The sequence below is a fragment of the Microcoleus sp. C2D2 genome (genome assembly GCF_036702495.1).
In the GTDB taxonomy this organism is placed as follows: domain Bacteria; phylum Cyanobacteriota; class Cyanobacteriia; order Cyanobacteriales; family Microcoleaceae; genus Microcoleus.
In genome coordinates this window covers 113007-137841 of record NZ_JAUBTO010000004.1, presented here as the reverse complement: position 1 = coordinate 137841, position 24835 = coordinate 113007, and the positions used below count along the sequence as shown (strand labels likewise).

The 24835-nt window shown below is 45.1% G+C and carries 25 protein-coding genes; 13 read left to right on the top strand and 12 right to left on the bottom strand.

What is annotated here, in order from left to right:
* The 8 genes from QUB61_RS02915 to QUB61_RS02880 all read left to right on the top strand — a co-directional run.
* Nucleotides 1-405 (top strand): hypothetical protein (locus QUB61_RS02915; RefSeq protein WP_333189803.1); only part of this gene is annotated, 405 nt, incomplete at its 5' end.
* Nucleotides 406-407: 2 nt separating this feature from the next.
* Entirely contained in the window at nucleotides 408-794 is a 387-nt protein-coding gene (locus tag QUB61_RS02910) for a hypothetical protein (protein ID WP_333128874.1), read from the top strand.
* A gap of 77 nt (nucleotides 795-871) precedes the next feature.
* The gene (locus QUB61_RS02905) at nucleotides 872-1627 is read left to right on the top strand and encodes a hypothetical protein (RefSeq protein ID WP_333128872.1); all 756 of its coding nucleotides are present in this window, start codon (nucleotides 872-874) and stop codon (nucleotides 1625-1627) included.
* Nucleotides 1624-2835, top strand: coding sequence for a hypothetical protein (locus QUB61_RS02900; protein ID WP_333128871.1), 1212 nt, complete (start codon nucleotides 1624-1626; stop codon nucleotides 2833-2835). The genes QUB61_RS02905 and QUB61_RS02900 overlap by 4 nt, the downstream gene beginning before the upstream one ends.
* Before the next feature lie 307 nt (nucleotides 2836-3142).
* Complete coding sequence (locus QUB61_RS02895) at nucleotides 3143-3445, top strand: hypothetical protein (protein WP_333128869.1); 303 nt, start codon at nucleotides 3143-3145, stop codon at nucleotides 3443-3445.
* A complete protein-coding gene (locus QUB61_RS02890) occupies nucleotides 3445-3723 on the top strand; it encodes a hypothetical protein (protein ID WP_333128745.1) in 279 nt (92 codons plus the stop codon). Before QUB61_RS02895 ends, QUB61_RS02890 begins: the two co-directional genes overlap by 1 nt.
* 6 nt (nucleotides 3724-3729) lie before the next feature.
* Nucleotides 3730-4197, top strand: a complete 468-nt coding sequence (locus tag QUB61_RS02885; RefSeq protein ID WP_333128866.1) for a hypothetical protein — start codon at nucleotides 3730-3732, stop codon at nucleotides 4195-4197.
* 245 nt (nucleotides 4198-4442) lie between these two features.
* The gene (locus QUB61_RS02880) at nucleotides 4443-4742 is read left to right on the top strand and encodes a hypothetical protein (protein ID WP_333128865.1); all 300 of its coding nucleotides are present in this window, start codon (nucleotides 4443-4445) and stop codon (nucleotides 4740-4742) included.
* Nucleotides 4743-4802: 60 nt separating this feature from the next.
* On the opposite strand, the gene QUB61_RS02875 is transcribed toward QUB61_RS02880, so the two are convergent.
* From QUB61_RS02875 to QUB61_RS02850, 6 genes are all read right to left on the bottom strand, one after another.
* Nucleotides 4803-5030 carry a hypothetical protein gene (locus tag QUB61_RS02875; RefSeq protein ID WP_333128863.1) on the bottom strand — a complete coding sequence of 76 codons (228 nt, stop codon included), beginning with the start codon at nucleotides 5028-5030 and terminating at the stop codon, nucleotides 4803-4805.
* A 2-nt stretch (nucleotides 5031-5032) separates the two neighbouring features.
* The gene (locus QUB61_RS02870) at nucleotides 5033-5161 is read right to left on the bottom strand and encodes a hypothetical protein (protein ID WP_333128861.1); all 129 of its coding nucleotides are present in this window, start codon (nucleotides 5159-5161) and stop codon (nucleotides 5033-5035) included.
* Nucleotides 5162-5365: 204 nt separating this feature from the next.
* Nucleotides 5366-7546, bottom strand: a complete 2181-nt coding sequence (ppk1, locus tag QUB61_RS02865) for a polyphosphate kinase 1 (protein WP_333128859.1) — start codon at nucleotides 7544-7546, stop codon at nucleotides 5366-5368.
* Nucleotides 7547-7711: 165 nt separating this feature from the next.
* Nucleotides 7712-7840, bottom strand: a complete 129-nt coding sequence (locus QUB61_RS02860) for a hypothetical protein (RefSeq protein WP_333128857.1) — start codon at nucleotides 7838-7840, stop codon at nucleotides 7712-7714.
* A gap of 56 nt (nucleotides 7841-7896) precedes the next feature.
* Entirely contained in the window at nucleotides 7897-12195 is a 4299-nt protein-coding gene (locus QUB61_RS02855) for a HEAT repeat domain-containing protein (protein ID WP_333128855.1), read from the bottom strand.
* A 162-nt stretch (nucleotides 12196-12357) separates the two neighbouring features.
* On the bottom strand, nucleotides 12358-12576 hold the full coding sequence (locus QUB61_RS02850) for a helix-turn-helix domain-containing protein (protein WP_006632503.1): 219 nt from the start codon (nucleotides 12574-12576) through the stop codon (nucleotides 12358-12360).
* A 164-nt stretch (nucleotides 12577-12740) separates the two neighbouring features.
* Between QUB61_RS02850 and QUB61_RS02845 the strand changes: the two genes are divergently transcribed.
* Nucleotides 12741-13211, top strand: coding sequence for a hypothetical protein (locus QUB61_RS02845; RefSeq protein ID WP_333128852.1), 471 nt, complete (start codon nucleotides 12741-12743; stop codon nucleotides 13209-13211).
* A gap of 643 nt (nucleotides 13212-13854) precedes the next feature.
* Here QUB61_RS02845 and QUB61_RS02840 read toward each other — a convergent pair.
* A complete protein-coding gene (locus tag QUB61_RS02840) occupies nucleotides 13855-15243 on the bottom strand; it encodes a UDP-glucose/GDP-mannose dehydrogenase family protein (protein ID WP_333128849.1) in 1389 nt (462 codons plus the stop codon).
* A 148-nt stretch (nucleotides 15244-15391) separates the two neighbouring features.
* Complete coding sequence (locus tag QUB61_RS02835; protein WP_333128847.1) at nucleotides 15392-16330, bottom strand: UDP-glucuronic acid decarboxylase family protein; 939 nt, start codon at nucleotides 16328-16330, stop codon at nucleotides 15392-15394.
* A 233-nt stretch (nucleotides 16331-16563) separates the two neighbouring features.
* Between QUB61_RS02835 and QUB61_RS02830 the strand changes: the two genes are divergently transcribed.
* Complete coding sequence (locus QUB61_RS02830) at nucleotides 16564-16872, top strand: hypothetical protein (RefSeq protein ID WP_333128845.1); 309 nt, start codon at nucleotides 16564-16566, stop codon at nucleotides 16870-16872.
* Nucleotides 16873-17153: 281 nt separating this feature from the next.
* Here QUB61_RS02830 and QUB61_RS02825 read toward each other — a convergent pair whose 3' ends face one another.
* The 3 genes from QUB61_RS02825 to QUB61_RS02815 all read right to left on the bottom strand — a co-directional run bounded on the left by QUB61_RS02825 (nucleotide 17154) and on the right by QUB61_RS02815 (nucleotide 18605).
* Nucleotides 17154-17567, bottom strand: a complete 414-nt coding sequence (locus QUB61_RS02825) for an HNH endonuclease signature motif containing protein (RefSeq protein ID WP_333128843.1) — start codon at nucleotides 17565-17567, stop codon at nucleotides 17154-17156.
* 3 nt (nucleotides 17568-17570) lie between these two features.
* Complete coding sequence (locus tag QUB61_RS02820; protein WP_333128841.1) at nucleotides 17571-17948, bottom strand: hypothetical protein; 378 nt, start codon at nucleotides 17946-17948, stop codon at nucleotides 17571-17573.
* Between the two features lie 168 nt (nucleotides 17949-18116).
* The gene (locus tag QUB61_RS02815; protein ID WP_333128839.1) at nucleotides 18117-18605 is read right to left on the bottom strand and encodes a helix-turn-helix domain-containing protein; all 489 of its coding nucleotides are present in this window, start codon (nucleotides 18603-18605) and stop codon (nucleotides 18117-18119) included.
* Between the two features lie 217 nt (nucleotides 18606-18822).
* Between QUB61_RS02815 and QUB61_RS02810 the strand changes: the two genes are divergently transcribed.
* From QUB61_RS02810 to QUB61_RS02800, 3 genes are all read left to right on the top strand, one after another.
* Nucleotides 18823-19059 (top strand): hypothetical protein, encoded by a 237-nt coding sequence (locus QUB61_RS02810; RefSeq protein WP_333128837.1) that lies wholly within the window; start codon nucleotides 18823-18825, stop codon nucleotides 19057-19059.
* Between the two features lie 78 nt (nucleotides 19060-19137).
* On the top strand, nucleotides 19138-21672 hold the full coding sequence (locus QUB61_RS02805; protein ID WP_333189801.1) for a hypothetical protein: 2535 nt from the start codon (nucleotides 19138-19140) through the stop codon (nucleotides 21670-21672).
* Between the two features lie 136 nt (nucleotides 21673-21808).
* A complete protein-coding gene (locus tag QUB61_RS02800) occupies nucleotides 21809-22006 on the top strand; it encodes a DNA-binding protein (RefSeq protein ID WP_333128833.1) in 198 nt (65 codons plus the stop codon).
* Between the two features lie 792 nt (nucleotides 22007-22798).
* Here the strand turns inward: QUB61_RS02800 and lepA are convergent.
* A complete protein-coding gene (gene lepA, locus QUB61_RS02795; protein ID WP_333128831.1) occupies nucleotides 22799-24613 on the bottom strand; it encodes a translation elongation factor 4 in 1815 nt (604 codons plus the stop codon).
* Nucleotides 24614-24835: the final 222 nt, after the last annotated feature.

Here is a 24835-nt window from a genome sequence, read left to right as displayed (position 1 = left end):
TACTGCTATAGAATTGTTTTACTTAACCTACCAATTAGCTTACAGCTTTTGAGGCAAGTAAATTTTTTGGTTGTTCCAAAAAGCGATTTAGGTTCAGCAGTTACTTATCGTGCAGATTTAGTTGTCGTACTCAAAAATGTTGTCGAGAAAAGTGTTCGGCACTGGGCAATGCAGCCAGAACCTATTCCTTTTGATTTTTTAATAATTGAGCCAAAAGGAATACTCACCGACTCTGCACGGCTTAAGCATTTAATGTTGTGCGCGACTAATAAGGTTACGATGCAACAGATACTTTTTGTAGCTAGTAACTACGCATCGTTAAACCTACCGGGTGAAGTAAAATCATCTTTGTTTTACTTGGTAACAGCACTCGAAGAAAAACTTGAGTTAATTTTTGGAGACTAACAATGGAAATTGAAACTACCCCTTGGCACGAGACTAGAAGCCTTATCTCACCTCAAATTGAGATGCTTCAGGAAGATGGAATGATTCAGTACAAAGAGTCATTTCTCAAAACTGAAAGTCCCAAGTCAGCAACTGCCAAAAAAAGATTTATTCACTACAACGTGAATTACGTCAAGTATTGTTTTCTCAAAGAGTTTTACCAATTCTTAGGTGATGGAGTTTATCAAAAAATTCTTAACAGTCCTGAGGATGAAAATGACAAAAATGAGTTGATAGCAATATTAAGTGAAGTCATAGTTGACTTTATTAAATACTGCGAGAAAGAAAAACTAGCAGACAACCCGCGAGAAGCATTTCGGGCATTTTGCAGGGATTTCCTTTTGCAATAAGTCCTTTTTTACAAATAGCCGCCTAACACGGGCGGCTAAGCCAGAAAATACACTCTCACGCACTTACCACTAGAATCATGACAGTAAATTTTTACGAAGGCAAAGAAGGCAAATCTCACCGTTTATTTATTCAGTCCGATCGAGTGACTATGCACGATCGAATTGTTTTTACCGAAGCTTATTACGGCGTAGATGACAAATGTGCAAGTTTTTATGGAGTTTTGTCATCTCAATCTGTTGGAGTAGAAAACTCAAAAGATAAAACTTGGAAAGTTGACGGTCAAAAAGTTCTTTTGAGTTTTTACAAAGACAAAAAACCTACCTGGAATAATGAAGCGAGAAAGTTTGAAGACAAAGAAGTAGAACCTAGTGAAAACTACCTTTACGGGTTCGCTAAAGATGTTTTAAAAAACATTAATAGTGACGTTGTCTCGGTAGTTATTGCCCCTTACGTTAATCCTCAGTTTCTGGAAGAAGTTAAATCACCAAGTCTAGACGAGGCAACAATTGCTTATTGGGAAGCGAAAGTCAAAAACACAATTGTTGCCGTTAATATAGAGTCCAAACTGTTAACCGACAGTGACAAAGCTGTGTTATCTGCTACTTCCGCAAATTCTGGCGGGGGGAAAACCTATCAAAAACCTGAGACTGAAAGTGAAAAGTTGGAGGCAAGGTGGAAATTTATCAAGCATCATCTTGGTAAGGACTATCCTGTTAATTCCTTGTATGAGTTAGGAACTTTACTTGGGGTATCACACGTAGAAGATGATGCACTTGAAGCACAAAAAATACTTGCCAAAACACTCGAATTAATCACAGGGATGTGGAAATGACCCAAAAAGATTTACCACCAGAAATCCAGCAAGCTTTACAAAACCCTTTAGAAGAAGGGGAAAACACTTCTGATAGTGATGAGTTAGATATAGGTAAGTACGCGAGGTTAAAAAGGTTGAAACAGGATGATAGCAATAAGCTTTTGATTGAGGGTGAATCAATTGGCAAGAAAATTGAGAATCTTTTTCGATTGACTATCGCAATTTCTAACCCTGAGATTAGTTATCCTTTACTTGCTGCGTATGCGTCTATTCCGAGTGTTTTATGTGACATCCTTCCCATACTTGAATTAAGGGGGGAGCCGGGTTCGGGCAAGTCTGAGTGCATCAAAGTGTTTTCTCGTGTCACGGGTAGCATTCTTAATGCCCGCTCAACAGCGGCAAGCATCAAGAATGATATTAATCAGATTCGATGGGTAGATCCGTCTACTTTTTCGATTGAGAAAAACTGTTTCTACTTGCTCGATAACGCTGATAGCGAGTTTTTTGAGGAAAGGGACGTGCTTACCGCACTTCTCAACGGATACGACAGGTACACGGACAAACAAAGTATCAGCAACGGAAAAGGGCAAAATATACCTTTCTACGTGTTTTGTCCGAAAGTATTTACTACTGTGTGGCGTATCAGTAGCAGCGAGATAAAGAGGCGGCTCATTACCGTTAAGTTTAAACCCGGAGTTGATTTGAGTAACCTGGTTAATCCCGATTCTTTGGCTATCAATTCCTTGAAAAAGGAGTTAAGTAACTTTTGGAATAACCTCATTAATTGGGATTTACACAGCGAGTTCCAAGGAAAAGTAGAGGGCAATCTTCCCTCTAGTTACTCTTTGCAGCAGTGGAAACTTGTATCAGATGTAATAACTTCCGGGTTGTGTACAGGTGTCTGGGATTCCCTAAGTGAAGCTTTAACTTTTTTTGAGGAATATTTTGAGTTCCGAGAAAAATCAAAGGAAGGGATTTACGAAACTATCTTGGTTGATACCTTAGCTGAGTTATCTGGAATTCCCGCAAAAGAGTGGGCAACTAGCCCGCCTAGCATTTTGGTTGAGGTAGACCCCAAAAGTTTAAAAGCAAGGATGGATTTACACACAGAAGCGGGACTGATACCAAAGGTTAAACCCGATCAGCTTCAGATGGATGTGAGGGCTTTAGGTTGGGGGGTAATACCTAAAGGAGGAAAGTACATTGACAAATTTGTCCGAAAATGAAAACTCAAAAGCTAGATTTTGGTTGGGTTGAAGAAGTAGAAAACTTAGTTAAAAGCCCTAGGTTTTCTGAAACCATTTTGGCGTGTCAAGCGTTACTAGAAGAGGTCAATGGCTTAATACCCAGTTCACACATGAAATTTCTTAAACTAAACCTCAGCTTGGCAGTTGACTTACTTAAGGTTTGTCAAAAACAAATATTTAGGTTAGTGCAGTTACGACGCCGGGATTGGTTCATTTAAGTCCTTTTTTACAAATAGCCGCCTAACACGGGCGGCTAAACCAGAAAATACACTTGAAAGCAGGCATTATGAACAACATCCACGAATACTACGACAATATGGCTGATGTTTCAGTCTCGACAAGACAGGCGATTGAAAGTCTAGAGCTAGCCAGAAAAAACGTACAGGAAGCATTGCGTACAATTAACGCTTTTAAAAAGCACGGTGACACAACAATTTCCTTCGTTTCAAATGTCACCACAAATGACGTACACCGCAACCTGTTGTTCTTTGAGTTATTGCTAAACCAGACTTTTGGTGTAACTGACACATTTGCCTTTCGGGAACTGCTGGAACTGACAAGCTACTCAACTAATGAGGAAGAGTTCTGATGAGCAAAAATGAGATTCACGCTCGATTATCACCTCAGTTGATGGAAGCGCTCAAGCGTATCTGTAGTGACAAAAGCTGCAATTTGTCAGATATTGTCCGTGCAGCGCTTGTGTTGTATGTCGATGTACGGGAATGTCCCAATCTCTTTGAACAGCACAAACTTTCAAAAAGTGAAGACAGCTTAGAGATTGGCTTAATTGGAACATCTCTAGAGACAACAAGAGCAACACCCGACTTGCTTGACCAACTCACACCTGATGACGTTATTGATTGGTAGATTAAATTGCCGTCCGAAATTGACGTTAAACTAATCCTTTACCTCACAAAACAAGTGCAGAAACTACCTACCTTTAACAGCGCGAAGTACGAATTTACTTACTTTGCGACTATTGCAATGAAGAACGCGATGGCTGTTCAGGCGATTGAAAACCGCTTAAACGTCATGACGGAAGCAGTTAACGAATTGATTGATAAATTAGCCGACAAAGGCTCAAATGTTGATTTAGAGGTTTTTAAGGCAACTTTTTTAAGCGAATTAGCAACACTGCTTAATCAAGATAGTGAATTTGAGTTTTCCAATAGTTTATTCGACTTGTTGGGAACCGAGAGAGCTGATTTAAAAGATAGCATTAGATTGCTCGAGCTTCAGCTTCAGACGTTAGCCGAAAGAGTCTCAAAAATAGAATCAGCACTTGGTCACGAGAAAATCTCCGAAGGCGACAAGCCCAACATCTTTGACCTGCTGGTTTAAGTTCATTTTCACAAATAGCCGCCTAACACGGGCGGCTAAGCTCAGAAATAGAGATAAATATATGAACGTAAACCCTAAAAGTTTAAAAAATCTAAAACCCGGTGCGAATCGCAAGGACGCTGTAAGGGTGACACTGACCCTTAAACCAGAAACGGTCAAGCTCCTCAAGATGACCGGGAACATGAGCCAAGCGGTGGACAAGTTCATTGAACTGGTTAAGCAAGGGATGCGTACAGCACGATGGGATGCTAAACCCGCTCCCTCGGTCGGTACCCGAAAAGTTAGAATCACAAGATGCACACAGTGAGAATGAAGCGATCGCACTTCCGTGCCAGGAAGAAAAACCAGCTTACTGGTCACAGGTACTCACCCGAAAGGATATGATAGAGCGCGGGTTTAGCGCCCACAGGCTCGATAATATGCCCCGTGGCACTACCGTAAGGGATGAGTATGACGGCTCACTGTGGTGGAAGGAGGCGATCGGAAAGAATAACCAAAGCTTGCGCCCTCTGGGGTCGCGTGCAGATACGGTGTGGTGTCGGTAGCAAGATACTTAAAAAGCCCCTTTCGGGGCTTAATTATTTCCTGTGCAATAAACTCAGTTTTTACTCGAAGCTACTTATCACATAAGAAATAGCTTTCACAAAAGATTCGATATCGAGCCGCTGTGAGATTAACGGATATTTTTCTTGCTGTATCGCAAACAAGTAGCGACAGCAATCAATTACAGCAACAGACAGAGTTACTTTTGAGGGATTCTCAAGAAATAGAACAAAGGTCGCTTTTGCTTCCCGTTTCCAGAAAGCTTTGGGATTGAACCCTTTACGTGGCATAATTATTTAGCTCCAAACGTTGTCAGTAAACGGTTTGGGGAAGTCGTGACTTGTCTGGTGTTTGCTGCACCGGGCAGTCGCGCATCAATCTTCCTTAACAACACGATCGCACGGCTCAAGTGTGCTGTCAAGTCTGCATTTCTGAGCTTAGCCGCCTAACACGGGCGGCTATTTGTAAAAACGAAGGTAAGACAAACTGTGGGTGCTAGAAAGTATCTAGAAATCTGTCACGGCTCTAGTAAGCTAACTCAACGTCTGAAGTAACGTAAATACATCAAATTGCTAGAGTGTTGATAGAAATTAGGTATTTAAAGGCTGAAAGTATTGATAAACCGTTACAGAACCATATCCATCAAAATTTGCTGAGAGCTAACTTCCGGGCAATTAGCAGGCGGCCGCCGCTGAGAGTAGTGTCCTCCCGGCTGCAAATCCCAAGCTTGGCGGTTGTCAGCCAGCATTACCCCCAAAATTTCTTGCAATTCCTTGGCAATTGTCGGGTCTTCCACCTGAACTATCGCCTCAACCCGTCTTGTGAGATTGCGCTGCATCCAGTCAGCAGAACCAATATACACCTCTTCGTCGCCACCGTTAAAAAAATAAAACATCCGAGAATGCTCTAAAAAGCGGCCGATAATACTGATAACTTTGATATTTTCGCTAACACCTTCAACGCCGGGACGCAAACAGCAAATTCCCCTGATAATCAAATCAATTTTAACTCCCGCTTGCGAAGCTTCGTACAAAGCAACAATAATTTGAGGGTCAACTAAAGCGTTCATTTTAGCGACAATGCGGCCGCAGCTACCGTTGCCGCCTTCGGCTTGCAAGCGACAGAATTCGACCTCGCGCCGGATTAAAGCTAAAAATCGATCGCGCATATTGACCGGTGCCACCAACAATTTTCGATAAGATACCTGCCGCGAATAACCAGTCAAATAATTAAACAAATCCGTCAAATCCGATCCCAAATCCTCGCGACAACTCAACAAACCCACATCAGTATACAGTCCGGCTGTTTTGGGATTGTAATTGCCGGTGCCGATGTGGACATAGCGGCGGATGTACCCGTCCTCGCGACGCACTACCATCACAATCTTGGTGTGGGTTTTGAGTCCCACCAAACCGTAAACTACGTGGACTCCAGCTTGTTCTAACTTGCGGGCCCAATTAATATTATTTTCTTCGTCAAACCTAGCTTTGAGCTCTACTAAAACGGCTACCTGCTTGCCGTTTTCCGCTGCTTGAATTAAGGCGCTGACGATCGGCGAATCTCCAGAAGTGCGGTATAAAGTCATCTTAATCGCTAACACGGAGCGATCGTGCGCCGCCTCAGTAATAAACCGCTGTACCGTCGCCGCAAACGAGTGATAAGGATGGTGCAGCATCAAATCCCCCTGGCGGATGGCGGTGAAAATATCCTGACCATCCTCAGCATCCAACATCGATTTCTCTAAAATCCTTGCCGGTTCCAAGTTCCGCAAGCGCGGCGGCACAACCGGAGTCCAAGGCGGGTCTTTCAGTTCCGGCACCGGCAGCCCCACAAAAGACATCAAATCCTTGAGGCCTAGCAGCCCCTCTACGACGTAAACATCTTGCTCGCCGAGATCGAGCTCCTCCATGAGCATATCTCGCAGCGCAGGCGGCATACTCGCTTGAATTTCCATCCGCACCGCAGAACCTCCAAACCGGCGCTTGCGGAGTTCCTGTTCTATTGCCAGCAGCAAATCCTCCGCCTCATCTTCCTCCACGGTCAAATCGGAATTGCGAGTAATGCGGAACGGGTGATATTCCTCTACGTCCATCCCCGGAAACAAAGCTTCTAAATTGTGGGCAATCACCTGTTCTAGGGGGACGCCAGTCCAAACTGGAGATTTGCCCCTCTGCTGCCACTGCAAATCCCCCGGCAGCGGCAAAAACCTCGGTAAAACCTGCGGGACTTTGACGCGGGCAAACAATTCTTCGCGCGTGTCGGGGTCTCTGACGACTACTGCTAAATTGAGGCTGAGATTGGAAAGGTAGGGGAATGGGTGGCTGGGGTCAACTGCTAGGGGAGTGAGTACGGGAAATACTTGTTCTTTGAAGTAGCGGTGCAAGTAATTGCGCTGTTCTTGATTGAGGTCTATGTAGTCGAGAATGTAGATTTCGCTTGCGGCTAGTTTCGGCCGCAGGGTTTGCTCAAAATAGGCGTGCTGCTGAGTAACCATCGGCAAAAGCCGCTTGTTCAGGGCATCTAGCTGTTCTTGGGGCGTGCGGCCGTCGGAGGTTAATTTGCTGACTTTTGCGTGTACTTGTTGTTTGAGGGCGCCCACGCGCACCATAAAATATTCGTCTAGGTTCGAGCTAAAAATAGCGAGAAATTTGAGTCTTTCTAGGAGGGGCGTGCGGGGGTCAAGGGCTTCGTGGAGCACGCGGTTGTTGAATTCTAGCCAGCTTTGTTCTCGGTTGAAGTAATATTGAGGGTCGCTGAGGTTGATTTCAGTGTAGGTTTTGGGGGGGGTCTTTTTAGGCTTGGGCATGGTTTGAGGGAGTCTTTGGGAGGCTCGGTCGATCGCATCTGTGAATTAGTATCGCAGGTTAAAGGATTTGTTCGCATCTGCTTTTGGTCGATCGCACGTTTTTGTCTGTCATCCGCGAGGGTCTGGTACGCAATATGTGTAGGGACGAAGGCCCTCGCCGTGTCCCTACCGTATTTCATCCGATAATATGTGATGGTCGATCGCGCGTTCTTGTAATACCTGTAGGGAAACGGCATTGCCGTGTCCTGCCCCTGGATCGCGAACCAATCCCTCCCATCCTATTCTGTACCGCATTCAGCAAGTCCTCTTGATTTGGCCCAAAACCTGTTAAGGGCAATTCCAGCGGTGGGCTAAGCGTGCCATGCTCGATCGAAGTCTGGGTAAGTCATATTTTCGGCACAATTCCAGATGACTCCGTAGCACTTCTCATTGCGACCAAAATTATTTTTGTAGATTTCGGAAGTTAGGCATTTTTTTAAACCTGAAACTGCGGTAGCGAAATGTTTACCTGTCATAATTTTCCCTAAGCAATCTGCTGCGTCATACAGGGTATCTTCATGACGTGACTTGCGGATTAACTCTACTAAGGCGGCGATCGCCACTGAGTTATGTTTGTCTAGCTTCCCTAAGCTATATGCCGCTACACACCGGGTACCTGCATCACGTGAATTGCGGATTAAATCGACTAAAGTGGCGATCGCTTCAGGACTATCTTTTCCTATTGTCCCTAAGCTAGATGCTGCTTGCCACCGGGTATGTTCATCACCTGAATTGCGGATTAAATAGACTAAAGCGGCGATCGCTTCTGGGTGATTTGTGCCTATTTCCCCTAAGATAGATGCCGCTTGCCACCGGGTATGTTCATCACCTGAATTGCGGATTAAATCGACTAAACCGAATATTGCAGTTGGCTGATTTTTGCTGATTTCCCGCAAGCTATCTGCCGCTCTGAACCGCTTCCGAAAATCCTGAGAATTACCCATTAAATCGACTAATGCTGAAATCGCAACAGCAGGATATTTGCCTGTTTTACCTAAGCTATTTGCCGCTTTCCAGCGAGTATCTTCATTCTGAGAATTACCGATTAAATCGACTAAAGCGGAGATTGCTTCCGGGCTATCTTTGCCGACTTTTCCCAAGCTTTCTGCCGCTAAACGGCGAGTATCTTCATTCTGAGAATTAGCGATTAAATCGACTAAAGCGGAGATTGCTTCTGGGCTATCTTTACCGATTTTCCCCAAGCTTCCCCCCGCTAAACCCCGAGTAAATTCATCACCTGAATTGCGGATGAAATCGACTAAAAGGGAAATTGCTTCTGGGCTATCTTTGCCTATTTTATTTAAACTTTCTGCTGCTGACCACAGGGTTCTTTTATTTTTTGAATTGCGGATTAAATCGCCTAAAGCTGAAATCGCTACTGTGTTACCTTTGTCTATTTTCCCCAAACATTCTGCCGCTCGCCATCGGGTAACTTGATTGCGGGAAGTGCGGATTAAATCGACTAAAGCAGCGATCGCAACAGGGTTATTTTTGCCGATTATTGCTAATCTTTCGGCCGCTTGATAACGATTATCTTTAGGACGGTAGTTGCGGATTGAATCCAATAAAGTTTCGATCGCTACCGGGTTATCTTTGTCTATCTTACCTAAAATTTCTGCCGCGAACCCTTGAGTAACTTTATTATCTGAAGTGCGGATTAACTCGACTAAAGCGGCGATCGCAACTGGATTATTTTTGCCTATTTTCACTAAGCTATATGCCACTATTATACAGGTAGGTACGTGATTCCACCCGAAAACCGGGTAGAAACCGTTCTCAACTGAATTGCGGATTAGTTCGACTAAAGCGGCGATCGCTTCTGGGCTATCTTTGCCTATTGTCCCCAAGCTATATGCCGCTCGCTTCCAGGTGTTTTTCTCAACTGAAGTGTGAATTAACTCTGCTAAAGCGGAGATCGCTACTGGGCTATCTTTATCAATTTTACCCAAGATATCTGCCGCTTGCCACCGAGTAACTTCATCCTGAGAAGTATTGATTAATTCGACTAAAGCGGCGATCGTGTCTGGGCAATTTTTGCCGATTTCCCCCAAACTTCTTGTCGCTTCCCTCCGGGTATATTCATCACCTGAATTGCGGATTAACTCGACTAAAGCGGAGATAGCCCTTTTTCGATCGGTTTCTTTGATAACTTCCCTTGCTATCTCGGCAATTGGATAGAGAAATGTCCGCCAATCCTGTTTTTGCTTATTAAAATAACCAAATTGCCACGTAACAATTTGTCGCACAATTTCATCGCCCAGGCGACACTCCTTAAACTCAGCAATCCCCGCAGCCGCTAGAAAATATGCCCGATATCCATAAAATTTATCCCACCCAACCTTAAACTTAACCAACGCCTCGATCAACCCTTCCTTCTCCTCCTTCCCTACATCCTCACGCCCCAACCACAGCAAAATCACCTCTTTCCACTGCTTCTCAAAAATGCGATACCTAGCATCAGGATGTTGCGGATTCTTAGGAAAGTGATTCAAGAAAAAGTGCCAATCCTCAACCGCCAACGCCGCAAAATATTCCTGAAACGTCGGATGGTAAAAAGCATAAATCCCCTCCGCCGTCTCCGCATCTCTCGCGACTAAATTCAGCCACCCCAAACGACAAGCTAACTCAAACTGCGATTCCCCCATCACCCGATATCCCGCACTTTCTCGCAACTGAAACCGCGACGTTTCATTTAACATCCCTGAAAGTGCCAATTTCCCCAAAGCCGCATTCAATTCCTGCTGCTGAATCCAATTCAGGCGCGGTTTTTTCCACTGATACAAAGTAGTCACAAACCGCTGATAAAGCTTAGCCTTAGTATCCGGTAAATCCCCATCCAACGACTGCCAAGTGCCGCACAATAACGAACATCTCAGGGGATTTTTCACTAAATCTCGAATTCGCTCTTTTCCCGATGCTGCTAATGCTTCCCGTAGCTGTTGAGCAAGAACCCCCCCAGCCTCCCTTGCTAAGGGGGGAGCAAGAGTTTCCCCGTCTTCTCTTGTCCCCCCCGGGTTAGGGGGGGTGAGAAACCATTTATCAATTTCGCCTGGCTGTTGAGCAAGCACCCCCCCAGCCCCCCTTGCTAAGGGGGGAGCAAGAGTTTCCCCGTCTTCTCTTGTCCCCCCCCTTACTAAGGGGGGGTTAGGGGGAGTTAGAAACCATTTATCAATAAATATCTCCACCTGTTCGGGATAGGAAAATTCCCGAGTGCGATAAGTATCAAAAGTATCCAACGCAGAGCCGATCGCATCCAAAACATTCTGCCGACAACTTAGCACAATTCGCGCCTTTTGAATGCAGCCGCCCGTTCTAATTTGCCGCTGAATTTCCGCCAAAGGATTTTCATCTCCGACAGCCATCTCATCCGCCCCATCCAACACCAACCAAACGCGCTCAGCATTAAACTGTGCTAAAAAATCATCCTTAATTTCCGCAGTCGCCTCAGCCTTCCCCATTCTCGTAATAGCCGCCAGCAGCCAATTATCAAATAAATACGGCTCTAATTCCTTCCCCTGCAAATCCGCCAAGGATACCCAAATGACAATCGCCTCGGAAATTTCAGCCGCTACCCAATTCGCAATCTGCCGCAACAGCGTTGTTTTTCCAGCCCCGGGTTCCCCAATAATTGCTAACCGCTTGCCGTTGCTTTTCGGGCTACTTCCTTGCTGGATAACTTGCTCGAGAAACTCGCTGTGTTCAAAACCTTGAGTAATTTGTTTTTTTCGGTAAAAATTCAAACCTTCCTCAGCCGCAACATCCTCGCGTCGCTGAGTCACTTTCTGCAGTTCCACCAATCCCAGCGGCACATAAACATCATCAATTTGATGGTTGCCAAAAGTTAGCTGATTGCTACTAAGCCGCTGCTGTTGTTTCTCCTCTAATATCTGCTGGCAAATAGCTTGCCAGTCAATCGGCCGGTAAGCAATGCGGCTGTTTTCAACTATCTCCTCAAGCAAAGCCTTTAGCTGTTCTATCAAAGCGTGAGTTTCTGCGGTTTGGGTATCATTCCGCGTTAAAGGAGGCGCTGTAAAAATCTGGAACACCTTTTCATTGTCCTTGATTTCCTCGGCAAAGCAGGCAGATACTAAGCTAAAAAATTTTTCTGTTAATTTAGTTTTATAAAGTGTGACATCACAATCTTTTCGGGCAACTTCCAGCAGTTTATTTTCAACTTCTTGAAAGCGATTTTGGCTTGACTCGTTTCTGGAAGTTAGCAGCAATTCAATCTCATCTAAACCTTCTATTGGAATACCTGAAGGAGCTGTTTCTTTGTTAACCTGCTTTAATTCTGATTGTAACTCCTTAATCTTCTTATCTAGCCATTCTAAATAAGGACGGTCTTGAGGCAAGTAAATCAGGAGTGCTTTAGAAGCCCTGCGAGACGGCTCAACCAATTCTTCATAACATTCTGAGGCGATTTGTTGCTGAGCTTTCAGGAAAGAACGTTTCAGCGCTTTTTCTAAATCGTAATTGACAATTTTACCGTTTCGCGATCGCTTTTTTACTCCCTTCAAACAGAGGTGCTTGAGTGCATCATTGGCTTGAGCGCCCACTATCCCGTCGAAAGCGACCTTGAGAAGACCTCCCAATAGCACAGCATCTAGCATTTGACGGTTCTCCAAATTTCAGGCTGCAAGCGAGTTACTTTAATGATAGGCGATCGAGTTTGGTTGCGGGCGATCGACAATTGCTGAAATCATCACATCAAAACTTCGATCTTCACATCAAAATTCGATCGCTACAACATTGAATTTAGACAAAACGTTCAACTATTTTTCTAGGATTACCACGAAATCCTCAATCATCACATCAAAGGTGCGAGCCAACTTGTGGACTGCTGCAAAGTCAACCATTGCCATCCCCTGAGAACGGGCATAATTGCTAATTGTACTGTAGCCCACGCCCGATCGCTCCGCAACTTCCTTGAGCGTCCATCCTTTCTCGGCCGCCAACTCTCGAACCCGCAACCTTACTAAGCCTTTGCTCATATTCACTATTTACAAAATTTTGGATTTAGTATAATATATCAAAAAGCGATCGCCCCCGGTCTGCAAACTAAAGACGATCGCCAGTTAAAATTAATCCCGACAGATAATTTCTGTCGATCGCACCTAGCAGATAGATTTACTTACCACCACCAGATGCAACTACTATGATATCAGAGAATCAGTTAAGATCGTCAGAGATCGGCGAATCAAAAATTATTCACAAATCGTCGATCGTCAATCCGCGATCGAGATTTGTCACCGAAGAAACAGTAGCACTCCTGTTCAACATCTCACCCCACCAAATTTACCGGATCGAATGCTGTCACAACATGGTGTACGTACACGCAAAAGGCTTCAGTCGATTTGTCAGCTACGCCGATTTCCCCCCCATCTTAGAAGTAAAACGGCCCTGTTCTCAAGATTTTGTGGGATGGTACAAACGCTGGAAACGCACACAAGCACCAGAATTTTGGACTAAATTCTATACGTACAACTTCAAAGCGGCTGTTTCAGTTGACCGCTTGCTTGAGTGGGGTAAATTAGTAGCTACAGTGAAATCGGTAATTTCTGCCTCAGCACTGCAACAACTACGAGATGTTTACGCTCAAGAAAAAACATTGATGGAAAATTTTTAAAGCACGGGGGGCGGATCGACCCGCGATTGTTGGTCGCCAGCAAATGTAAGGTGCACGCGCGGCGCACCCTACGCTATAGAGATTCTCGTTTTTGACACTCCCCAGCTATCAGGCGTGGGGATTCTTGGTTCTGGCGACATACCTTAAAACTATCTATCCTTGCGGCAGTTCTTAGACCAAATATCCGTTCTAATGAACCAAATATTGAGCCTAATTTAGTTAGTCCCAGAGGGCTTTATCTCCCCAAGCGTTCGAGAATTACTTCTCACGTTTCCCTATGCCCTACGGTACGTTTTTAACTTCCTTGAATTTACTTTTCTGGTTTTGGCTTACGTTAGTTAGCCTAGCTGTGTTTTTCGTGGTGTTCGCCACCCACTAACCATTATTGTTTTCCGACCTGTCGTTTGAGCTTGGTGTCTCATTTGTATCGGCGGTTATTCTACCTGTGGTATAGTATCATTGTATTCTATTTTAAATAGAATGCAATGAAATTTCAAAAATAGATATTGACGCAACTAAACCATTAAAACACAAGTCGGCAATCAATTAAAGCCGTCCTATTAAGAAGGGGTTTTTACCCAAATTTCCGGTAAGGTGCGCATTGCGCACCCTACGGGATAGAGAATCTTCTCAAAACTCTTCTTTACCTTCCAACCCCCACATATTGGAAACCAGCCGCTTCTAAAACCTTTTTGTCTAAGAAATTGCGGCCGTCAATCATCACCGGATGGTTCATCAACTTCGCCATTTTCTCGTAATCTAAAGTGCTAAACTGTTCCCAGTCAGTCACCAACACCAAAGCATCGCAACCATCAGCCAGTCTTTCCGGGTCAGTTTCTACCAAAACTCCCGACAAACCGTGACGCATCCCTGTTTGAGAAACAATCGGATCGTAAGCTTTAACTTTTGCTCCCAAGCGATTCAAACTATCGATTAAATTCAGCGCCGGGGCATCCCGCAAATCGTCAGTATCCGGCTTGAAAGTCAAACCCAAAAGTCCGACTGTTTTACCTTTGAGAATCTTCAAAACTTGCTGCAATTTTTCAATAGCAATCAACCGCTGGCGTTGGTTAACTTCCACCGCTGCTTTCAGCAAATGTGCCTCGTAGCCGTAATCGTCAGCAGTGTGAACTAAAGCCGAGACATCTTTGGGGAAACAAGAACCGCCCCAACCAATGCCAGCTTGCAGAAACTTGCTGCCAATCCGCGAATCTAAACCGATACCTCGGGCAACTTGACTAACATCTGCACCGACGCGATCGCAAATATTAGCCACTTCATTAATAAAGCTAATCTTCGTAGCCAAAAAAGCATTGGCTGCGTACTTAATCATCTCGGCTGAACTGATATCAGTCATCACCACCGGCACCGCAGGCAAAGACGGATCTTCTGCAAACTTGCGATCGACAATCGGCCTGTATAACTGTAGCATCATATCCATAGCCCGCTGAGAAGTGCTGCCGAGAACAATGCGATCGGGATTAAAAGTATCGTGAACAGCACAGCCCTCCCGCAAAAACTCCGGGTTGCTAACCACATCAAATGTTACACCTCTTTTTGCTGCTACTTCCTCACCACTAACCCCGTCACCGGTTTGAGGTTTTTGACGTTCTGCTAAACCGTCTAGTACAATTCTTCGCACCCAATCCCCCGAACCGATGGGCACTGTCGATTTGTTTACGATTACTTTGTAATCGCCGTCGAGGTGAGCTCCAATTCCCCGAGCCACCGCTTCCACGTAGCGAGTATCGCTTTCCCCAGTAGGCAAAGGAGGGGTCCCCACGGCAATGAATAAAATGTCCCCGTGAGCCACTCCTGCTGCTAAATCCGAAGTAAATTCTAGATTGCCAGATTCAGATGCAGAAGACATTAATTCAGACAGTCCGGGCTCAAAAATAGGCGAGTGTCCCGACTTCATTAATTTAACTTTTTCTTCGTTGTTGTCTACGCAAATGACGTGGTGGCCGATGTGGGCTAAGCAAGTGCCTGTGACTAAACCAACGTATCCTGTACCGATGACGCAAACATGCATACAAATGTCCTCAAAGTTAGTAAATAAATCAGATGGGAATTGGGAATTGGGAATTGGGAATTCGGAATGGGGAATTGGGAATTGGGAATTGGGAATAAGGAAGATTTTTCCCCTCCCCCACTCTCCCACTCACCCCCTCTCTCAGTCTCTACTTTTGGTTACCCTCAATGCGATCGCGAAAATCCTTTACAGTCAACTCTAAACCTTTATCTAGGGGCACAGTTGGCTCCCACCCCAACCAAGTTTTAGCACGAGTAATATCCGGTTGTCGCTGTTTCGGATCGTCTTGCGGCAGCGGTTTATAGATAATTTCTGCCCCTGGATCAATCATGTTTTGAATTTTCTGTGCCAATTCCAAGATAGTGTATTCGCCTGGATTACCCAAATTCATCGGCCCGATTTGGTCGCTATTCATCAAACGAATAAATCCTTCTACCAAATCAGAAACGTAGCAAAAACTCCGTGTTTGGGAACCGTCGCCGTATACAGTCAGCGGTTCGTTTCGCAAAGCTTGAGCAATAAAATTGCTCACTACTCTGCCGTCATTTTCCAACATCCGGGGACCGTAGGTATTGAAGATTCGCACAACTCGAATGTCTACCCCACTTTGACGGTGGTAATCAAAAGATAAGGTTTCAGCTACTCGCTTCCCTTCGTCGTAACAGGATCTTATCCCGATACAATTAACGTTGCCACGATAATCTTCTGTTTGTGGATGTACGTCAGGATCTCCGTACACTTCGGAAGTGGAAGCCAGAAAGAATCTTGCTTTCACCCGTTTAGCCAGCCCCAGCATATTCATCGTGCCGATGACGTTTGTTTTAAGTGTCTTGACAGGATTGTACTGATAGTGTATGGGGGAAGCGGGACAAGCCAGATGGTAAATCTGATCTACCTCTAACCGAATCGGTTCCGTGATGTCGTGGCGGATCAGCTCAAAGTATGGGTGATCCAGCCAGTGAAGGATATTGCGTTTAGTCCCGGTGTAGAAATTATCGAGGCAGACTACCTCATGTCCTTGGGCCATTAAGCGATCGATTAGGTGGGAACCGAGGAAACCTGCACCGCCTGTGACTAAAATTCTCATTGTGGAAACTGCCGTTCTGTTTAGGGGTAGGACTGGGGTAGAAAAATTCAGTCGCTAGAATGAAACTTACTCTATAGAATAACAAAATTGCGATCGACGTAAAGACTTATACCTCAACTTCATAAAATCTTTAATTAACTTAGCATTTCCCCATACATTGAACAAAGTGTTATAATTCGTACATATCAGCTAGCAATTTTTATTTAAGCTTCAATATTTCCGAAAAAATACTGTTGACAAGTGTTCAGTTATTGGTTTGTGGTTTGTGGTTATTTGATGACTTCGGTTTGAGGTTGGGCGATGCCCTACGGGATAGCTGCGCTTCACGGGCTTGTTGGAAAAAACAAGGGTCGATTTATCTCAAAACCAATATGATAGAAGTTATGTCGATTTCGCCAAGAGAATGTCCGCGACTTTCAACCCTGCGTTGCACCAGTTCAATTGCGAGTTATGGAGATTGCAGCCAGAACTTGCATCAGGTGGATTTTGTAGCCTTGAGTGTTACAGTTTCTCAAGAATCGAGCAAAGTTACGATCGGCTAAAGTTGTCAAGGGAGGCAGAATCGGTGCCAGAGTACGATAAAATTTGCAGTCTTTGTATCATTAAGCGTCCTGCGAGGATATGCAACTGACTCTGGATTGAATGGGGACATTCCGGCCGCGATCTCATCTGCATTGACATATTCAAAACATTCTCAAAAATCGGGTAATAATCTCAGAGAAACTGTAGTTTTACCTGAACCGTTATAACCGCCAATAATGTAAATATTTGGCATAATTGTAGTTCAACTTTTACTCATACTTTTATAACTCAAATTCAATGTTTATGGATACCGTCGTTGATTAATCAAAACTTGACGCTCAAGTATGCGATTTGGAGCATTGAGTTTGAGTAATCTTGAAGTAGCTTGACCAATCTGAGTGATGCCTTCTATTCTGGCATCATTAAGAAGAAAATGTTCGTCCCATACCTGACGGCGTGGATTAAACAAAGGGACAATTTCGTCATTAATTGGGTCTATAGTAGCTAGATCGGAACCTTTATAGCGGTTACCAGATAAAAAAGAAAGAGCGAGATTGTCAGCACGAGTTTGACCCCCATGTTTTAAGGCAATGATATGGTCTACTTCATGGCTGTAGATTGAAACATCTTGATGAATCAGGCAATATTCACAGTGTCCTGAAGCTCTTTCAACAACTAATCTGCGGAGTTCGGCAGGAATTAAACTAGAAGTCATTTATCAAATCGCTGAATAGGCTCTTGCTTTTAGTAAAATCATCAGATGTTCTAGCTGTTCGCAAACATCTAATTCTGCTATTTCCATTGGATTTAGGGTCGATTCGCGGTTTTTGTCAAGCAAAGTTTGGAGGCGTGTCTGAGCCTGCTGTGAAACCTTGAAATTAACAATGTCTTGTGGAATTGGACTCTCGATCAAAAAGTCAAGGACTTCTTGATAAACTGTAGGAATATCCCCACTATGAGTGGTGATTTCCTGCTCGATAGTTGTGGGCTTTTTAGTTAGTTCTAGAAGTTGCCAAAGCAATTCTGGCAAGCGATTTTGCAGAGGTTCTAGACGTTGAGCCAGTTCGTCGGGAATTTGAAGGGTAATTGTTGCCATGTTTTTTAGTGACTGACGCTCTCATTGAATAGTAGCACAATAGAAGTGCGATCGCCCTTTTGTGAGAAATGCAGTGTGCGATCGCCCCGCGAGATCGGGTAAAGGTGCGATCGCGCTTCCTGATTTTAGTCGCTTCACGCTACCAATCTGTTGAATTGTGGCAAAATTTTAGTTACCGTTGTTATCGTTGATGTCTAGATTTTGTATTGAGAGTTCTGAAGGTAGCGGTACAGTTATTTGTAGGAAAACATCAATTGTTATTTGATTGTTCTCAAACGTTATATTGCTTACGTTAACTTTACTATTTTCAGATAAACCGTTTTGAATAGGGAATTTAGCTGGTGGCTTAGTTTTATATCCAGCATCCTCAAGCCATTCAGCAATATTTCTCCAGTTTTCTATCTTTTCAATGCCTTTACCCACAAAGGCTTTAACGTATTTATAAATAGAGGCACAGAGGTCAGTTTCAACACCCTTGGGATTCTTTCGCAGCTTTTCGGCGATTTCAGCGGGACTGTAGCCACAAAGCAACCCCCGCAGATGCAGCTTTTCTACGGGGGTGAGAGGCTTTCCCTTAACGGCGGCCAAGTCCGAGTACAGAGTTTTTAAGTCCCAGCGGCTTTCGGCTTCGACGAAGCGATCGTTTGTGGATGCCATAGATGGGTGTCTCTAAATTTCCTGATGGAATTCTAACATAACTCCTGATGAGTGTCAGTTTATTGACAGACTCAGCTAGCTTATGATAAGTGAATGCTAAAGCGCAAGTAATGCTATTTACCAGTTAAAACCTTTGCGGGAGAGCTTTTTAGCCGTCACTGACTACAGTTAGCGACCCGACAGGGGAGTAAGGCTGAAGTTTGGTAAATTTCTCGCTTTGACTCTGGTTTCGGCCACTGCCAGTAATTTTTTTAATTTATTTTCTGGGATTTTGCATAATTTTCTGGATTTCGCCCAGATAAATAAATGGGAGGCAGCAATGCGCCTTGTGCGGACTGAGCTATTTGTGAGTGCGATCGGCGAAAGCTTTGCTATGCAAGAGTTTGGCTTAGATAGTCAATCCCTGACTTCGCATAAATTTAGGACGATCGCAGGATCTAAAAATACAGGCTAGCAAGTCATTTTTTCATAGAGGGAGAAAGACTTGTAGCTCGAATAGGAATAAATCTAGTATTCACACTGAGATTGCAAGATGAACATTAATGGAACGTTGGCTGACGATACTCTCAATGGCACCCCCGATGCAGATTTAATATTTGGACAACAAGGCTCTGACTTAGTGTTTGGCCGTGATGGAGACGACTTAATCTACGGCCAGCAAGGAGATGACAAGCTATATGGTAATGAAGGTAATGATACCGTCTACGGTGGCAAAGGTAACGATACTGTTTACGGCGGCAGAGGTGACGATCGGCTATTTGCTAATGCTGGAGATAATTTGATATACGGCAACGAAGGCGAGGATACAGTTAATGGCGGAATAGATAACGATACAGTTTACGGTGGTAAAGGTAATGACAGCTTGTTTGGCAACTTCGGGAATGACATTCTCTATGGAGATAAGGGAGCAGATACATTAACTGGGGGGAATGGTAACGACACTTTTTTTATTGGTAAAAATACTGGGGGTACTGAGCTTTCGGATGCCGATTTGATTGTTGATTATACAGAGGGTGAGGATGTAATTAAGTTAAGCAACGATCTTGCCTTTGATGACCTCAAGATTTATGTGGGCACAGGGGTTAATGCTGGCTACACGATTATTCAGGATGAGTTAACAAGGCAATATTTGGCAGTTTTGGAGGGTGACGGCAGATTGACTATTGCTGATTCTAGCGGGATTGTAAGTCTGACGCCTGCGCCTTTGCCGACTCCGACGCCTGTGACGACTCCGACGCCTGCACCGACACCTGCACCGACACCTGCACCGACACCGACGCCTGCGCCTGTGACGACTCCGACGCCGACTCCGACGCCTGTGACGACTCCGACACCGGAGCCGAAGCCTTCAATCACCCCAAGTGCAACGACTCCGACACCGGAGCCTGTGACGAGTCCGACGCCTGTGACGAGTCCGACGCCTGCGCCGACGCCTGTGACGACTCCGACGCCTGTGACGACTCCGACGCCTGTGACGACTCCGACGCCTGTGACGACTCCGACACCTGTGACGACTCCGACGCCTGTGACGACTCCGACGCCTGTGACGACTCCGACACCTGTGACGACGCCGACACCTGTGACGACGCCGACGCCTGTGACGACGCCGACGCCTGTGACGACTCCGACGCCTGCACGTGTAAAACCGACAGCCTTTGATGAAAAATTCTATCTAATGATGAATTACGATGCAACCAAGGCTATTTCTACTGGGAGCGTAAAAAATGCTTTGGAACACTACGAAACTGTAGGTAAAGTTGAAGGTCGCGCCAGTGCCCCTTCTTTTGTGAGCACTTTTAACATTGAATTCGACTATCGGTTTGATACGACTGGGTTTTTCAAGAATAACCCCAACCGTCAAGCTGTTTTGGAATCCGCAGCTACCTACTGGGAATCTGTCATTCAAGATGAATTTGAAAACATTCCCCTTGGCACTAAACTTTCAGTGCAGAATCCTTCTACACAAGAGATAGAGACTGTGGTTTTAGATCGGGAAATTGACGATCTCCTGATCTTTGTAGGCGCTGGTCCTATCAATGCTGCGGGGATAACTTACGGGTATTCCGATCCAAAAGCTTTCCGCGATCGAATCGACGGCGTAAATTACGAACCTTTTGTAGCGAGTATTGCTTTTGATACTAATATCTCCTATTTGGTCGATTCAACGCCATTTGACTTTACTGACACTCCGAGCGAACCTGGCACTCCTAATGCTTTCGGTGGTGTTAACAGCCTTTTCATTAGTGCCGCGCACGAGTTACAACACGCACTCGGGTTTACTAATGGAGCACCAGCTTTCAGTGCGCGAATAAATGGAAGCTCTTTTGACGGCCCCAACGCCAGGGCTGCTAATGGGGGAAATCCTATGCCTCTTCAACCCGCTCCTGACTTATCTCATTTAAGAAGTATTGTGAGCAGTGGTGGATTGCCCTCTCTTTTGGGTGACGGTGGCGGTGCAGGGTTATCAATCCCCACTAAAGTTGACTTGTCACTGTTGGCGGATATTGGCTACACATTTGACGGATTTACTGTTCAAGATTCAACGCCAACCGCTGCAACTGAGGGAGATGATAAAGTCCTTGGCACCAGTTTACCTGATACTCTCAACGGTTTAGGTGGTAACGACATCATCAACGGTGTAGCTGGCAATGATAGCCTGATTGGAGGTGCTGGCAATGATACGAGCAATGGTGGCGGTGGCAATGATATCCTCGTCGGTGGTGATGGTAATGATATCCTCATCGGTGGTGATGGTAATGATACCTTGATTGGAGGTACTGGCGATGACAACCTTACTGGTGGTGATGGTCAGGATACTTTTGTATTTGGCGATGCTAATGGTCAGGATAATATCAGTGATTTTGTTGTGGCTGATGACAAGATACAGCTAGCTGCTAGTCTTGGTTTTAGTGACGGAGCGGCTGCTTTTGCTGCTAGTGGAAACTTCTTCAATGGCCCCAATACTTTTACTGGAGCGCTGTTTTCTCGGATCACTCTCAGTCCTGGGAATACGATCCAAGTGCTTCACACTCAACCTCTGACGGCGGCTAATATCATTATTTTCTAATCTCGTCTTCAGACAAGTTTAGAATGAGAGCGATCGCCCTTCATGTCCAAAAGTGCGATCGCTCTTTTAAAAATCCTAACTCCTGCTCAGACAGTTGACGTGCTAAACTCAGAGTATCGTCACAGCCACAAACAGAATGCAAACCATTACCATCACAATTCCAGACGATCGCCTGCAGAAGCTCCAAGAAACCGCCAAGATCCTCGGCATTTCCCTAGAAGCATTACTCCTTGCGGGTGCTGAAAACTTGCTCGCACCACCAGAAACATCGTTCCAAAATGCTATGGAATACGTCCTCAAAAAGAATGCTGAACTTTACCAAAAGCTCGCTTAATGCGGTATCTAACTTTAACAGAAGTCTTAGAACTTTATCGGCGCATTATTGAGTAGTCTGGCTGCGCTGTCATATTGTTCCTAATTCTATTTGAGAAATTCTGGCTCTGAAAACTAAACTTTATTATGCCACAGTGCGATCGCCCGACCTGTCCAAAAGTGCGTGAAGCGTAGTTATCCCGTAGGGAATCGCCCTTAATCTAACTTCCCTAACTCTTTATATTTATCTGGATTTAAACAGTCTTGGACGCACTCCGACAAAGAAACCTGGTTTTTTACCAAATTTACCGTGTGTAACGAAGTATTTCGTAAAAAAACCCGGTTTCTCGCCTTCCACAGGGACGGGCTCTTCGGCCCATCCCACAATCAAACTGACTCTTTGTGGAACAGGCATCTTGCCTGTTCTAGATGACTGCAAACAACTACAAAAAACTGACTCTTTGTGGAACAGGCATCTTGCCTGTTCCTGACGCCCATCCCACAATCAAACTGACGCACTCCGACAAAGAAACCGGGTTTTTTACCGAATTTACGGTGTGTAACGAAGTATTTCGTAAAAAAACCCGGTTTCTGGCCTTCCACAGGGACGGGCTCTTCGGCCCATCCCACAAGAAAACTGACTCTTTGTGGAACAGGCATCTTGCCTGTTCTAGATGACTGCAAAAAACTACAAGAAAACACACTCTTTGTGGAACAGGCATCTTGCCTGTTCTAGATGACTGCAAACAACTACAAAAAACAGACTCTTTGTGGAACAGGCATCTTGCCTGTTCCTGACAAAAGGCCACAGAGATTACGAATCCCGATCGAGCTTCAGCACAGCCATAAAAGCCTCCTGCGGCACATCCACAGTACCCACAGACTTCATCCGCTTCTTACCCTTCGCCTGCTTTTGCAGCAACTTTTTCTTCCGCGAAATATCACCGCCGTAACACTTCGCCAACACATCCTTCCGCAAAGCCGGAATGTGTTCCGAAGCAATCACCTTAGCGCCAATTGTCGCTTGAATCGGCACCTTAAACTGGTGGCGGGGAATCAACTCCTTGAGTTTTTCAGTCAACCCGCGGCCCACATTATAAGCCTTATCGCGGTGTACGATCATCGCCAAAGCATCAACCGGATCGCCATTAATTAAAATATCCATTTTCACCAACGGATTTTCGCGATAACCAATTATGTGATACTCCATGCTCGCATAACCGCGCGATCGCGATTTCATCTGGTCAAAAAAGTCAGTCACCACCTCCGCCAAAGGCAACTCGTAAACCAGCGTAGTTCGGCCTTGACTCAGATACTTCATATCCATAAAAATGCCCCGCCGACTTTGAGACAGTTCCATCAGCGCGCCCACATAAGTTTCCGGCGACAGCATTTCTACCCGCACATAAGGTTCCTCAATTTTCTCGCGATACTGAGGATCTGGCAAGTGGCTGGGATTGTCAATTGTTAACACTTCCCCTTTAATTGTTGTGATTTGATAAACCACAGAAGGAGCCGTAACAATCAAATCCAAATTGTATTCTCTCTCCAGTCTTTCTTGCACAATTTCCATGTGCAGCAAACCCAAGAAACCGCAGCGGAAACCAAATCCCATCGCACTCGAAGTTTCCGGTTCGTAAGAAAGCGCCGCATCGTTGAGTTCGAGTTTTTCTAAAGCTTCCCGCAAATCGGGAAATTGATCGGCATCGATCGGGAACAAGCCGCAAAAAACCATCGGTTTTGCTTCTGTATAACCCGGCCAAGGCTCCGGTGCAGGCTTTTTGACCAAAGTAATCGTATCGCCGACGCGAGCATCAGCTACTGCTTTAATTGCCGCGCCCAGATAACCAACTTCCCCCGCGTGCAGTTCGTCTACAGGAACTTGAGTCGGTGAAAGGATGCCCAATTCATCGATGACATATTCCTTACCCGAAACCATCAACAAAACTCGATCGCCCTTTTTGACACTTCCGTCCATCACCCGGAAATACACAATTACCCCGCGATAAGGGTCGTAATAACTATCAAAAATTAGCGCCCGCAGCGGTTTGTCCACAGTATCCTGCGGCGGCGGCACCAATTCGACGATCGACTCCAAAATCTCATCAATACCAATTCCTTCCTTAGCCGAAGCCTCAATCGCCCCGCTACAGTCCAGACCGATAATTTCTTCAATTTCCCCTTTTACCCGTTCCGGTTCTGCCCCCGGCAGGTCAATTTTATTTAAAACAGGAATAATTTCCAAATTGTGTCCCAAGGCAAGGTAGACATTTGCCAAGGTTTGTGCTTCCACGCCTTGAGATGCGTCTACCACCAGCAGCGCCCCTTCGCAAGCAGCGAGCGATCGCGACACCTCGTAAGAAAAGTCCACGTGTCCGGGAGTGTCGATCAGGTTGAGCACGTACTCCTGACCGTCCTTGGCAGTGTAATTCATCCGAGCCGCTTGCAGCTTGATCGTAATGCCGCGTTCGCGTTCGAGCTCCATATTGTCTAAAAACTGCTCCTTCATCTCCCGTGCTTGCACAGTCCCAGTCGCCTGCAACAGGCGATCGGCCAAGGTGGATTTTCCGTGGTCGATGTGAGCAATAATCGAAAAATTGCGAATGCGAGATACAGGGACGTTAGTCATGTTTTTTGTCAAAGAGCTAATCGGCAAAGGATACTTTTTGTTGTATGATTACACAAGCAAGAGTAGAGTGCTTACTTCAACCTCTTACTGGGGATTGAGATGAAACCACAACTGAGGCAAACCTCAAGAGTATCAGTTATTAGCCTTTCAAGTGTCCGACCGAGCCAGGACACCCAAAAGGAAAAAACTTTTCTCTCTCTCATTGTACAGAAAGCGGTTAAG

Bases quoted from the DNA above. Each gene is read 5' to 3' on its own strand.
- QUB61_RS02910 (WP_333128874.1), top strand. From the start codon at position 408: ATGGAAATTGAAACTACCCCTTGGCACGAGACTAGAAGCCTTATCTCA.
- QUB61_RS02905 (WP_333128872.1), top strand. From the start codon at position 872: ATGACAGTAAATTTTTACGAAGGCAAAGAAGGCAAATCTCACCGTTTA.
- QUB61_RS02900 (WP_333128871.1), top strand. From the start codon at position 1,624: ATGACCCAAAAAGATTTACCACCAGAAATCCAGCAAGCTTTACAAAAC.
- QUB61_RS02895 (WP_333128869.1), top strand. From the start codon at position 3,143: ATGAACAACATCCACGAATACTACGACAATATGGCTGATGTTTCAGTC.
- QUB61_RS02890 (WP_333128745.1), top strand. From the start codon at position 3,445: ATGAGCAAAAATGAGATTCACGCTCGATTATCACCTCAGTTGATGGAA.
- QUB61_RS02880 (WP_333128865.1), top strand. From the start codon at position 4,443: ATGCTAAACCCGCTCCCTCGGTCGGTACCCGAAAAGTTAGAATCACAA.
- QUB61_RS02875 (WP_333128863.1), bottom strand. From the start codon at position 5,030: ATGCCACGTAAAGGGTTCAATCCCAAAGCTTTCTGGAAACGGGAAGCA.
- ppk1 (WP_333128859.1), bottom strand. From the start codon at position 7,546: ATGCCCAAGCCTAAAAAGACCCCCCCCAAAACCTACACTGAAATCAAC.
- QUB61_RS02860 (WP_333128857.1), bottom strand. From the start codon at position 7,840: ATGCGGTACAGAATAGGATGGGAGGGATTGGTTCGCGATCCAGGGGCA.
- QUB61_RS02855 (WP_333128855.1), bottom strand. From the start codon at position 12,195: ATGCTAGATGCTGTGCTATTGGGAGGTCTTCTCAAGGTCGCTTTCGAC.
- QUB61_RS02850 (WP_006632503.1), bottom strand. From the start codon at position 12,576: ATGAGCAAAGGCTTAGTAAGGTTGCGGGTTCGAGAGTTGGCGGCCGAG.
- QUB61_RS02845 (WP_333128852.1), top strand. From the start codon at position 12,741: ATGATATCAGAGAATCAGTTAAGATCGTCAGAGATCGGCGAATCAAAA.
- QUB61_RS02840 (WP_333128849.1), bottom strand. From the start codon at position 15,243: ATGCATGTTTGCGTCATCGGTACAGGATACGTTGGTTTAGTCACAGGC.
- QUB61_RS02835 (WP_333128847.1), bottom strand. From the start codon at position 16,330: ATGAGAATTTTAGTCACAGGCGGTGCAGGTTTCCTCGGTTCCCACCTA.
- QUB61_RS02825 (WP_333128843.1), bottom strand. From the start codon at position 17,567: ATGACTTCTAGTTTAATTCCTGCCGAACTCCGCAGATTAGTTGTTGAA.
- QUB61_RS02820 (WP_333128841.1), bottom strand. From the start codon at position 17,948: ATGGCAACAATTACCCTTCAAATTCCCGACGAACTGGCTCAACGTCTA.
- QUB61_RS02815 (WP_333128839.1), bottom strand. From the start codon at position 18,605: ATGGCATCCACAAACGATCGCTTCGTCGAAGCCGAAAGCCGCTGGGAC.
- QUB61_RS02805 (WP_333189801.1), top strand. From the start codon at position 19,138: ATGAACATTAATGGAACGTTGGCTGACGATACTCTCAATGGCACCCCC.
- QUB61_RS02800 (WP_333128833.1), top strand. From the start codon at position 21,809: ATGCAAACCATTACCATCACAATTCCAGACGATCGCCTGCAGAAGCTC.
- lepA (WP_333128831.1), bottom strand. From the start codon at position 24,613: ATGACTAACGTCCCTGTATCTCGCATTCGCAATTTTTCGATTATTGCT.